8 protein-coding genes are annotated in these 12,528 nt (G+C 69.5%); all 8 read left to right on the plus strand.

Going from position 1 to position 12,528, the window contains the following annotated elements:
* Window positions 1–116: 116 nt before the first annotated feature.
* The 8 genes from ACLJO0_RS11865 (at window position 117) to ACLJO0_RS11900 (ending at window position 12,451) form a co-directional block, all read left to right on the plus strand.
* A complete protein-coding gene (locus ACLJO0_RS11865; protein ID WP_410578303.1) occupies window positions 117–1,268 on the plus strand; it encodes an FAD-dependent monooxygenase in 1,152 nt (383 codons plus the stop codon).
* Between the two features lie 530 nt (window positions 1,269–1,798).
* Window positions 1,799–2,305 (plus strand): tetratricopeptide repeat protein, encoded by a 507-nt coding sequence (locus tag ACLJO0_RS11870; protein WP_410578304.1) that lies wholly within the window; start codon window positions 1,799–1,801, stop codon window positions 2,303–2,305.
* 366 nt (window positions 2,306–2,671) lie between these two features.
* Window positions 2,672–3,514 carry a peptidoglycan DD-metalloendopeptidase family protein gene (locus tag ACLJO0_RS11875; RefSeq protein ID WP_410578306.1) on the plus strand — a complete coding sequence of 281 codons (843 nt, stop codon included), beginning with the start codon at window positions 2,672–2,674 and terminating at the stop codon, window positions 3,512–3,514.
* A 120-nt stretch (window positions 3,515–3,634) separates the two neighbouring features.
* Complete coding sequence (locus tag ACLJO0_RS11880; RefSeq protein WP_233611642.1) at window positions 3,635–4,018, plus strand: multiprotein-bridging factor 1 family protein; 384 nt, start codon at window positions 3,635–3,637, stop codon at window positions 4,016–4,018.
* Window positions 4,015–4,530: a hypothetical protein gene (locus ACLJO0_RS11885; RefSeq protein WP_410578308.1), complete on the plus strand. Its 516-nt coding sequence runs from the start codon at window positions 4,015–4,017 to the stop codon at window positions 4,528–4,530. The genes ACLJO0_RS11880 and ACLJO0_RS11885 overlap by 4 nt, the downstream gene beginning before the upstream one ends.
* Before the next feature lie 38 nt (window positions 4,531–4,568).
* Window positions 4,569–6,428, plus strand: coding sequence for a trypsin-like serine protease (locus tag ACLJO0_RS11890; RefSeq protein WP_410578309.1), 1,860 nt, complete (start codon window positions 4,569–4,571; stop codon window positions 6,426–6,428).
* 50 nt (window positions 6,429–6,478) lie between these two features.
* The gene (locus ACLJO0_RS11895) at window positions 6,479–9,871 is read left to right on the plus strand and encodes an ALF repeat-containing protein (RefSeq protein ID WP_410578311.1); all 3,393 of its coding nucleotides are present in this window, start codon (window positions 6,479–6,481) and stop codon (window positions 9,869–9,871) included.
* Window positions 9,872–10,003: 132 nt separating this feature from the next.
* Window positions 10,004–12,451, plus strand: coding sequence for an ATP-binding protein (locus ACLJO0_RS11900; RefSeq protein WP_410578312.1), 2,448 nt, complete (start codon window positions 10,004–10,006; stop codon window positions 12,449–12,451).
* Window positions 12,452–12,528: the final 77 nt, after the last annotated feature.

Genomic DNA, 12,528 nt, shown 5'->3' on the forward strand with positions numbered 1-12,528 from the left:
CACCTCCTTTAGGTACGTCTTGCATCGTACCTCAGTGGCGTGTTCTACTCGAGTACGAAATCAATCGTACCTAGGCGGCCGGGAATGTGGCCGTCGGCGCTCCGAGAGGTCTTGTCATGAAGAAGCCCGAGGTGCTGATAGTCGGTGCCGGAATCGCCGGGCCCGCGCTCGCGTACTGGCTCGCCCGGAATGGATACCGGCCGACCGTCGTCGAGCACGCCCGGCAGCTGCGCTCCGGTGGCAGCGCGATCGTCGTGAAGGGGCCCGCGATACCGGTCGCCGAGCGTATGGGCATCCTTCCGCAGCTGCGCGAGCTCGCCACCCGCAATCGGTCGCTGACCCTGCTCGACCCGGCAGGCAAACGAGTCCTGAGACTTCCCACCTCCTCGGGAGGGTCGCCGACGGTCGAGGTGACCCGGACCGACCTGTCCGAGGTACTCCACCGGTCGGCGCGGGGCGATGCCGAGTTCGTGTTCGATGACACGGTCACCGCACTCGATCAGGACGAAGGCGGGGTCCACGTCACCTTTCGACGGTCCGCGCCACGGCGTTTCGACTTGGTGGTCGGTACCGATGGGATGCACTCCACCATACGGCGTCTGGTGTTCGGGCCCGAGCGGCAGTTCGTGCGCGACCTGGGTCTATACGGCGCGACCGTCCCGCTGGAACCCGACGCCATCGACGACCCGAGCGAACTGACGATGCTGACCGTGCCGAACCGGATGCTGGTCGTCCACCCCTCGCGCACCACGCCGCTCGCGATCTTCACCTTCCGGGCCGCACCGCCGGCGCCCCACGACCGCAAAAACATCGCTCTCCACAAGCAAACCGTGGCCGACACGTACGCCGACGTGCGGTGGCGGGCGCCGGAACTCGTGGCGGCGTACCTCGACCACCCAGCCCCGTTCTTCGACCCCCTGACGACCGTCCGGATGTCCTCGTGGTCCCGCGGACGGGTCGTACTGCTCGGGGACGCGGCGGCGGCCACAGCCCTGCTGGGCGACGGGTCCAGCATGGCGATGGCAGGAGCGTATGCCCTCGCGGAAGAACTCGCCTCCCACCACGGCGATCACGCCCGCGCCTTCGCCACCTACGAGTCGCGGCTCCGCCGCGAAGTGCGACCGCGGCAGCGACGCGTCGGCCTGCTCTCCAGACTCATGGTGCCCCGCACCCGACCAGGCCTCGTGGTACGCAACACGGTGGGCCGCGCGGTCGGTCGCACGAACCGGATCACCTCTCGCGAAACCGCACACGGAAAGACCGGGTAGCAGCTGGAACCCATGACGGATGACGTCGGCGCATCGCACCCCGCCCTCACCGGTCAGCTTCAGCCCACCGGCCCTGGCACGGCTCAGCAGCTACTCGACGAGCTGCTCGTCCAAGCCGTCCAGGCCGGTCACAGGCTTCGAGTCCTCAGCGTTCTCCACGCCGGACATCATGTCGGCCATCAGATCCACTTCCATGATCGGGAGTTACACCGAACGTTTTACAGTTCCGGAAACCGCTGGAAACACCGCCATGTCGCGATCGAATTGACCGTTACCGGCGAGAAACGGTCCCGGCGGCGGTGTCCGCGGGTTCGTTCCGCCGCTGAACATTGTTCGACAACAGCGCGAGTATGACCGGTTCGGCATCATCCACGTCTGCAGGTACATCGACGGCGGGTACTGAATCCCGCTGAGTGAACTTTGATCGAGGGGCGCCCGGAACCCCGCCGGGTGCCCCTCGATCTCGCCATGCGAGCCGATGATGTGCGTACTCTCGATCGAGAGGGAAGTTCACCGCCAGGGGAGGAAGCATGTCGGAAATCGATTCGATCCAAGCCCGCCGGACCGCCGTCTCACTTGCCTCGAGCCGGTTCGGCCCGGATCATCGGGAGACGCTGAAAGCCAGGAACCTGCTCGGCTTCGCCCTGCACCGCGCCGGCATGCTGGAGGAGGCCGAGCGCGAATTACGCACCAGCAAGAACGACTGCGCTCGCGCTCTCGGTCCGGCCGACACGGAAACCCTGTTCAGCCAAAGCCTGCTCGCCTACCTCCTGTTCGACTCCGGCAACTTGCCCGAAGCGGTGAACCAGCAACGAATACTGGTCGAGGCATCGGCGGCCGCTCTCGGCGAGCGCGATCCGGTCACCCTCGGCCGCCGCGTGAATCACGGCGTGCTCCTCTACCATCTCGGTCAGCGGGAGGCCGCCGAACAAGAACAACGCGCCACCCTGGCAGTCTGCGGCGAAGCTCTCGGTGAGCGGCACCCGATCACCACCAGTTGCCACAGCAGCCTGGAAACGATTCGAGGAAACTCGTAACCACCTCCGACACACACGCAGTATCCGCACCAGGGCTGGTCATCGCATAGATGGCCAGCTCCTTTTGTTCGTAGCGTAACTCCAGATTCAACCGCTGGTCGAGCAGGTACCGCGAAGCCACACAGCACGACGAAACAGCAGCACACGTACACGAACACCTGGGTGACGTCGACGTGCTTGCCAGGCTGCCCGACGCACTGGACGCGAGCGGCGACACGGCCGAAGCCGACCGCCGAAAGAGCGGCAGTTTGCGCCTTGTCGCTTCCCTGGCGTCCATCACGTCCGTACCGTCGCGCACTGGCTGATTCGCCGCATTCAAGGAGAAAGGGAACGTCGTTGAGAAGATTGATGGTCGTACTATTCGGCGTGGCATTGGCGTTGGGCAGCACGCTCCTGGTCAGCCCGTCGGCACAGGCCGCGACGGCACGGAACGGCGTCTGCGAGGACGGCGAGTTCTGCTTGTATTACAACAGCAACCAGCAGGGATCGGTCAGCGATTTCGACGCGTCGGTCGGCAACTACGGCACGGGCTCCGACTGCTATCACTTCCTCGGTGCGGGTGCGGGGAAGGGCCTGTGCGTGAGGAACAACGCGGCCTCGGTGTGGAATCGGAGGGACGCGGTGGTCACCGTGTTCTTCAAGGGTGGCTGGACAGGACCGATCGACTCGTTCACGCACGGCGCCAAAGGAAATTTGACCTCGACGTACAACGAAAACGTCGGGCACCTGCTCGGTCTGGTGGGGAACGACTGGCTCGAAACCGGGCTGTACCACAGCGACTCCGGCCGCATCACCTCCTATTTCGACGGCTACGTGAATACGTCGGGCCGGCACGAGGGGATCGACTTCGCGCGCGGCTTCGGCGTTCCCGTGTACTCGATGACCCAGGGCTCCGTGATCAGGAAGACCGAGGGCAGCAACGGCAGCGGCGGCCTGTCCACGTTGGCGATCTACAACCGGGATCAGGATTTCACGATCATCTACCTGCATCTCAACCCGTCGAACGGGCTCACGGTCGGTGAGTTCGTCAACCGTGGCCAGCAGATCGGTACCGAGGAGTACCGCGGCGCCGGCGCCACGCACACGCATGTCGAGTACCGGCCGGGCAGGCACGAGACCGCGTCGGACAGCACCGGCGATCCGGTTCTCGACAACCCGAGCCCGTCGTTGTTCTGGCGGAACCACGGTTACAACATCTGCTGCGGATAGCGTCACCGACGGTGAACCGGCACTTCTTCGGGGAAGTTTCCGGTTGCCCCTCCCCCGCCGCTTACCGACGCTGATGCGGCATCGGTGACGCGAGTCGCTGAGCGAACGCGGAGGACGCCAGTGACTCAAGGTGTTCACACCATCCTGCTCGACGCCACCCAGGTGCGGCTCTGCGTGTCGGCGCTGCGGGCGAACCTGGGCGGGACCGTGATCCCGGCGGATGAGAGTCCGGTCCGCTTCGGCGAGTTGCTGCGGAGCCACCGGCAAAGCCTCGGCACGACGCAGCGACTTCTCGCCGCCCGCTCCACCGTCAGCGTCCGAGCGATCAGAGACCTCGAGCACGGCCGGGTCGGCAGGCCCCGCCGCGACACGGTCCGGCTCATCGCGGCCGGACTCGGCCTGTCCGGCCAGGCTCGCGCCGAATTCGAACGAGCAGCGGTTTCGTATCGACCGACCACCGGCACGTCAGCGCCGGGAACCCACCGCAAGAGGAGACCCGAATGAAGCATCCGTGGAGAGCGGCGATGGCCGCCACGCTCGCCGCTCTCGTCGCCTTCGCCCTCGGCGCCGTGCCCGCCGGGGCCGACGTGACCCCGCGGGCCGACGATCTGCCACCACTCGCGATCGAGGACTTCAACTACCCGCAGGCCGCGCAAATCCAGGCGGAGCGCGGGTTTCTGCTCAAACGCGGCGACGGCCACATCGTGCTGCTCGCCACCTGCCCTGCCGACACGACGGATCCGGATCTGCTGCGGATCGCCGAGCGGGGCCAGCCCGGCTCCGGTTACGTGTGCTTCCGCGTCTCCGGGAAGACCGGGCACCTGACCGTCGAGATGCCGTCCGTTTACGGCGTGAGCACCGGGAACTTCACCAGCGACGTCGTGCTGACCCCCGACGACGGGGCGACGAAGAAGACGTACAAGGTGCCGCCGAACAGCTACGCGGGCGTCGGCGAGACCGATCCGGAGGGCACCGGCGGCGAGTACATGCTCCTGGAAATCAAGGTCTCCCGTTGACCGGCCACCGCTTCCAGCATCGTGTGAGGAACTCAGTCATGACAAGACCCACCAGAAGGCTGGCCCTGTTGTCCGGGCTGGCCCTTGCCGCCACCGCGGTGACGACCGCACCCGCGGCGGCCGTCGTCGGAGGCAACGCCGACCACGCGTTCGTCGTGCGGCTGGACATCGGCGGCGGCGCCCGCGCCTGCACGGGCGCGCTGGTCGCGCCTGGCTGGGTGCTCACCGCCGTGAGCTGCTTCGCGGCCACCCCCGGCACTAGCCTCCCGCCGTCGGGCACACCTCCCCAGCCTGTCACCGCGACCATCGGCCGCCCCGACCTCACGACCACCGCCGGCGTGGTGCGGAACGTGCTCCGGCTGGTGCCGCACGAGTCGCGGGACCTGATGATGGCCCAGCTCAACCTTTCCGTCCCGGGTGTCACCCCGGTCGCGGTCAGCTCGACCGCACCGACGGCAGGCGAGCAACTGACGCTCCCCGCCTACGGCCGTACCGCCACCGAGTGGGCGCCGCTTCGCCAGCACACCGGCACCTTCACGGTCGACGGGGTCACCGGTGGGAACCTCGCCCTCACCGGGCAGAACGGCGCCGCCGTATGCGCCGGTGACACCGGTGGTCCCGCGCTCCGCACCACCGGCTCCGGCGTCGAGGTGGCCGCGGTGAACAGCCGCTCCTGGCAAGGCGGCTGCTTCGGCACGCCGTCGACCGAGACCCGGACCGGGGCCGTCGACACCCGCGTCGACGACGTGCGGCCGTGGATCGCGAACGTCGCACTGGGCGTCCACTGGACCGACGCGGCCACGGTCTCCGGTGACAACCAGACCGACTCGGCGGTCGCGACCTCGCGCAACGGCGCGATGACCGCGGTGGTCTGGGAGGACGACCGGCTGGGCACCAATCCCGCCGACACCGTCGGCACGAACGTCTACCTGCGGCTGTACCAGAACGGTCAGCCCAAGTTCACCCGTGCGGTCACCTCGACCGGAGCAGGGAACTGGAAGCACATCCAGCCGGACGTCGCGGTCCGTGACGACGGCACGACCATCGTCACCTACGCGGACGACCGCGACGGCAACGGGTATTACGACGTCAAGGTGAAGACGTTCGACTCCATCGCACGCGAAACCGGCGCGACCACGGTCAACGCGAACGCGGCCGGACAGCAGCTGAACCCCCGGATCGCCGCCGACCCGGACGGCACGGGCTTCGCCATCGCTTTCGAAACCTCGAACGGCACCCCGAAACAGGTACACCTGGCGTTCTATTCCGCCATCACCCTGAAGAAGTGGGAGAAGATCATCAGCCCCGGCGCCGGTCCCAGCCAGAACCCCGACGTGGCGATGGGCGCGAACGGAAACGCGGTCGTGGTCTGGGAGATGGACACCGGCAGCGGTGTGTTCGGCATCCGCATTCGCGGGTTCGCCCCGGACGGTTCGGAGTCACTGGGGTACCGCTCCCCCGGCGGCACCGGGGATCAGCGGGACGCGAGCATCGCCGCCGACTTCGCGGGCAACTTCGTCGTCGGCTGGCAAAACGACAGCGCGGGCAACCGACAGGTCGCGGTCCGGTCGTACACCGCGGCGGGTGCCGGGGGCGCCACCGACTACGGCCCGAACGGGGCGGAACCGAAGGTCGGCATCGACGGCCAGCGGCGCGCCGTCGTCGCCTGGCGCTACGGCGGCGAGGTGTACGTGCGAGGCGTCAACGCGGACGGCACCACCACCGGCAGGCTGCCGACGCTGCGGACCACCACCGTGGCCAACTCCAACCCCGACGTCGAGCCCGCGGTGGCCGTCGATCCGGCCGGTGGAATCACGTTGACCTACAGCAAGACGGTCAACACAGCCGGGTTCAACCAGATCCAGTACGGCACCGGCCTGAGCAATTTCGGCTGGTAAGGCTCCGCCTCCACTCTGAAGCAAGCTCCGCTCTGGAAAGGAAATCCGTGATGTCCTCGAACGAATGGTCCAGACGCCAAGCGCTCCGCGTGCTCGGAGGGGCCGCCGCGCTGACCGCACTGCCTGCCGGGTTCGTACTCGCCGGCGCCCGCCCGGCTTTCGCCGAGACCGGCCCGACGGAGACGGGACTGCCGGACACCGCCCGGGGCCGGGCGCTGTGGCAGTACAAGATCGGCGGCAAGGCGGTCCGTCGTGAGGGGAAGAACGCGCTGCTCGGTTCGGACGCGGACATCACGGATTTCCTGAACAACCGGCTCCAGCAAGCCATCGACGAGGACAACCGGTTCGCCCTCTTCGCCGCGCTGCCGTTCGCGGGCCGCGCGGCCACCACCGGGATCGGCACCGCCCTGTCCGGCGGCAGCACCGCGATGTCGGCCTTCCTGCGGGACGGCTACAACGCCGCGGTCACCGAGGACAAGCGGGTCGAGGTACTGACCATCAAGAACACGGGTGGGACCGCGGTGCAGCGGGCGGCGACCAACGCACTGAACACCAACACCCTGGCCGCGTTCACCTCGTTCATCGAGACCGGCCAATACCCGGCCCACGACGAGGACGCCAGGATCGTTGTCTTCACCATGCTCAACACCGGGTCACCGCAGGTGAAGCTCTACGCCCAGCGGGCGCTCGACGCCGGTACCCCCGACGCGATCGACTGGTTCCTGCGCACCGGCCAGTACATCGCCCGCGCCCGTGACGAAGAGTCCGCCACCATCCAGCAACTGGTCGGAATCGTCGAACGGGAAGGCCGTATCGCGCAGCGGTGCACCGATCAGGCCGTTGCCCTGTCCAACGCCGCGAAGGAGGCCGCGGCCAAGGCGAAACAGGCCGCGCTCGCCGCGCTGGACGAGGCCCGCGCCGCGCAGAACGACGTGCGCCGCTCGGCGAAGGCGGCCAACGCCGCCGCCCGCGCGGCGAAGAACGCGGCCTCCTGCGCGGCCACCGCGATCAGCGCCTCCCGTGCCGCCCAGCAGGCCGCACGCCGCGCCGCGTACGCCTCCCAGGCCGCCGCGCACGCCACCGCCGCGGCGGGCCAGGCGGCCGCTCGCGCGTACAACGCCGCCATTTCCGCGTCCAAGAACGCGAGCGCGGCGTCCGCCGCACGACAGGCCGCCGCCACCGCCCGCAACGCCGCCGGGCAGGCGCGGAACGCCGCGAAAGCCGCCGAGCAGGCTCGGATCGCCAGCTGGAGCGCAGTCTCGGCAGGGACCTCGGCCGCGGCCGCCGCCACCGACGCGGCTTCGGCGGCGAACGCGTCGGCCGATGCCGCGTCGGCCGCCGGGGTGGCACAGGCCGAAGCCGCGGAAGCCCGGCAGGCCGCGGCCGAGGCCACGGCCGCGGCGGCGCGCGCCAACCGTGCGGCGGCCGCCGCACGGTCGTTCGCCCATCAGGCCTCATCGGCGGCCGCCGCCGCACGCGACGCCGCGAACAGCGCGGCCGACCACGCGGATGCCGCGGCAGCCGCCGCGGAGGAGGCCGCCAACCACGCCGGTGAGGCGATCGACTACGCCAACAGGTCAACGGCGGCCGCCCAGCGCGCCGTCACCGCGGCCAACCTGGCCATGGACACGGTCAACCAGGCACGAGCCGTCGAGCAGGCGGCCAGGGACGCCGAGGCCGCCTCGCTGGTCGAGGAGACCGAACTCGGCGTCGAACTCGCCCAGCGGGACGCGCGGGAGGAGGCGGACGAACGGGCCAGGATCGCCCGGCAGCAAACGCAGATCGCCTTGACCGACGAGGCGACCCGCACCTTGATCGCCGACGCCGAAACCGCGATGCGCGCCGGCGACACCGGCCGCGCGGCCACGCTGGGACGGCAGGCCGCGCTCCAGCTGATCACGAACGGGCTCACCAGAAGCTGGACCAAGTCGGCGGCGGAGTTCGCCGTCGCGGGCGGTGACGAGGACGTGCTGGTCTGGCTGAGCGCCGACCGGTTGCTGTCACAGCGGCAGGACGACGCCGAATCCGTCGCCGCCGTGGCCGGTGTGTCGACGATGACGGTGGCCACCGCCGCCACCCAGGCGCTGGAGGCCGACAATCCCGGGGCGGTCACCGAATTCCTCACGACCGGCGCGATCAACGCGGCGGCGGAGGACAACAGACGGACGATCTTCGCCATTCTCGCCGACAATCCCGGGACAGCCGTGCGTACCGCCGCGGAGGCGGCGCTGAACGACGGATCGGCCGCGGCGTTGCACCGGTTCCTCAAGGTGTCCATCGTCGACGCGGCCGCCGAGGACGACCAGGTCGAGGCGTACCGGCTGCTCAACGAGGGCGGCCCGTACACGAAGGCGGCGGCGAAGATCGCGCTCGCGGGCACCACGAACATGCGCCGCGGTTTCGTCGCCGGTACCCAGTTCGACACCACCCAGCTCGACCACGACTGGGCCACGCACGTCGCCGCGATCCGGGCGGCGATCGCCCACGCGGCCAGGATCGCGTCGGACGCGCTGTCGAACGCGGCCCTCGCGTCCAAAGCCGCCGCGGAGGCCAGGAAGGCCGCCGCCGAAGCGGTCACCTGGGCCAACCGGGCAGCCGGGTACGCGGCGGACGCCCAGCGTTCCGCCACCGAAGCCGCGAACAACGCCGCCGCCGCCGAGCAGTCCGCCGCGGACGCCCGGCGCTCCGCCGACCAGGCGGCGGCCGCGGCCGCCGTCGCGAACAAGGCACGGCGCTCGGCGAACTCCTCGATGCTGCGCGCGTTCGACTGCGCCGACCGAGCGGTCAGCTTCGCCTACAAAGCCCAGGCCTCCGCGAACAGCGCCCGCGCGTCCGCCATCCAGGCAGGCAAAGACGCCGCGACGGCGGCGGAGGAGGCGAGCCGCGCCCGGCACATCGTCATCATGGCCGCGGAAGCCGAGGCCGCGCTCGCGGCGCAGAGAGCGGCGAGGGACGACAGCGAGGATGCCAACGCGCACGGCGACTCGTCGATCATCGGGATGTGGCAGAACAACCCTGATCGGCTCCTGGAGGAATCGGCGAAGTTCTTCGACAACCTCTCGGACTGGGCCGGCCTGGTCTCCACCGGCACCGGTCTCGGCGCGTTGGTCTTCGCATGGAATCTGCCGCTCGCCGGTACTCTCGCCGCCATCGGCACCGCCGCCAAGATCGTGTCCGTCGCTTCCGGATTCCTCGCGGCAGGATCGTCCGGCATGCGTTATGGCTGGGAAAGCTCGCAGTTCCACACGGCCCTCGGCAAGGCGATGGTGAACACCGTCCTCACCGGAGTCGGTGCGATCAAGATCATCAGCAGGATACTGCCACCAGGCTGGTCGGGCGGCCAGAAGCTGATAATCGAGCGCCATTACGAAAAAATCGGTTCATGGACGTGGGACCGGTTCGATGACACCTTCGGCTGGCTGCACCGCCTCTTCAACCCCTGATCTCAGATCACCGGACGGGCCGGGTCCCTCGCTCGCCGAGGACCCGGCCCGCCGAGCGTTTTCGACCAATTTCGATCAAAATCTTCGGCGAACCACGACTTTCGGCGTCGCACCCGCTCTAACATCCGGAAAATGGACCGTCGTCCGAGTTCGCTACTGAGTGAGGCACGGCGGGACGCCGGGCTCACGCAGGAGGAGTTGGCGGAGCGCACCGGGCTGACGGTGCGCAGCATCAGCAACATCGAGCGCGGCCGGGTCGCCCGGCCACGGCGCCATTCGGTGGAGGCGCTGGCGCTGGGGCTGGGTCTCGAGGGCGAGCAGGCGAGCCGGTTCGTGCGGCACTACTGCCCGGACGCGGTGTCGCCCGCGAGAACACCGGTCGTTTCAGTGCCCGCGCAACTGCCTTCGGGCATCACGTCGTTCATCGGGCGGCAGCGGGAGATCGACGCGCTCGACGCCCTTCGCGGCGAAGAGGACGGCGGGGGTGTCGTCGTGGCGGTGCTGGAAGGCATGGCCGGGGTCGGCAAGACCTCCTTGGCCGTGCAGTGGGCGCAGCGGGTCAAGCAGGACTTCCCCGACGGGCAGCTGTTCGCGAACCTGCGTGGGTACGGTCCGGGTGCGCCCGCAGACCCGGGCGAGGTGCTGCAGTCGTTCCTGCGGGCGCTCGGCGTGCCCGTGGCGGACGTGCCCGCCGACCTCGACGACCGGGCCGCGATGCTGCGCAGTGTGCTGGCCGGCCGTTCGGTGCTCATCGTGCTGGACAACGCCCGCTCGGCGGACCAGGTCCGGCCGCTGCTGCCGGGCAACGCGGGCTGCGCGGTGGTGGTGACGAGCCGCGCGGCACTGCACGGGCTGACGATCAGCGCCGACGCGCACCGGGTGCCGGTGCCGCTGCTGACCGAGCAGGAGTCGTTCTCCCTGCTCGACCGGCTGGCCGGCCCCGGGCGAAGATTCACCGACCGCACCGCGCTCGCCGACATGGTGTCGGGATGCGGTGGTCTGCCACTCGCCCTGCGCATCGTCGGTGAGCGGCTCGCGCACAACCGGAACCTGGCGAACGTGGCGTCCTCGATGCGTCCGGCCGGGGACCGGCTCGCCGCACTGACCACCGAAGAGAAGACCACCTCACTGCCCTCCGTGCTGTCCTGGTCCTACGACGCGCTGCCCGGCGACGTGGCGTCGGCCCTGCGTCTGCTCGGACTCCATCCCGGCCCCCATTGGGATATCTCCGCCGCGGCGGCGTTGCTGGGCACGGATCCGCCGGAGACCCACCGGCTCCTCGACGCGCTCATCGACAGCCACCTGCTGCTCGCGCACCGCGCGGACGGCCGGTTCGAATTCCACGACCTGGTCCGCGACTACGCGCGCAGCCGTGCCGGCGAGGAACCGGTGGAGCGGCGATCGGCGGCCCTGCGCCGCCTTGCCGGACACTGTGTGGCCAGGGCGGCAGACGCGGCCGGGGCGCTGACGGCGGGCGACCCCAACCGAAGACCCCTGCTCACCCCGATCACCGAGAACGTCGTGTTCACCGGCGCCGAGGACGCGGCGACCTGGCTGGCGGCGGAACTGCCCACCTTGATCGCCATCGCGGAACAGTCGTCCGCCACCGGCGGTACCTATGCCCGCGACCTTTCGACCGTGCTGTGGCAGGCGTTGCGGGTGCACGGTCACTACGGCGCCCTGCGCACACTGCACCGTCTCGCGCTCACCGAGGCACAGCGGGCGGGCGACGCCATCGGCACCCAGCAGGCGCTCGTCGACCTGGCCGCGATCTGCGCCAGGCTCGGCCATTTCGACGAGGCGGTGACGCATCTGACCCGCTGCCTCGACGTCGATGGGAGCCCGGTCGTCACCGGCCGCGCGCTGAACACCCTCGGCACCGTGTACGCGCAGCTGGGCCGGTACGCCGCCGCGGCGGATCACTTGAGCAGGGCGGTCACGGTTTCCCAGGAGACCGGCGACCGCCTCAACGAGGGACGCTCGCTGTCCAACCTCGGCTTCATCCACGAACGCCGGGGCGAACTGGACGCCGCTCTCGACTGCTATCGGCAGTGCCTGACCATCTCCCAGCGCATCGGTGACCGGCTGAGCGAGGCGATCTCGCTGCACAATCTCGGCGACGTGTACCGCGCACTGGGCCGGTGGACGGAAGCCCACGACCACCTCCACCGGTCGCTGACGGTCAGCAGGGCAGAGGGCCACCGGGAGGCCGAAGGGTACGCACTGGCCTATCTCGGGCTGGTGCACCTCCGGCAGGGCGACGCGGCCGCGGCCCGCCTGCATCAGGAGGCGGCGCTCGACATCGCGGTGGCGACCGGCATCCGTCCGCTGGAAACCCTCGTGCACAACGGGCTCGCGGACAGCGCGCTGGCGTGCGGCGACCGGTCGGCCGCGCTGGCGCACTACACACGGGCCGCCGAACTCGCCCGGCTCACCCGCGAACCGCACGAGGAAGCCCGCGCGCTGACCGGTATCGCCGCGACCCACGAAGACGTCGGTGCTCCGGACAAGGCCAGGCCGTACCGCGAACGCGCGCGGTCGCTTTACGACGCGATGGGCATCGCGATGGTGGCTTCGTGACCGGAACTTGCCGTCCGCATTGTTCCGGTCGGAGTTCCTGGACCGGGCGCCGAACCGGAAGTTGAATCTGCCGAGGC

The sequence above is a fragment of the Amycolatopsis sp. lyj-108 genome, assembly GCF_046549005.1.
Lineage (GTDB): Bacteria > Actinomycetota > Actinomycetes > Mycobacteriales > Pseudonocardiaceae > Amycolatopsis.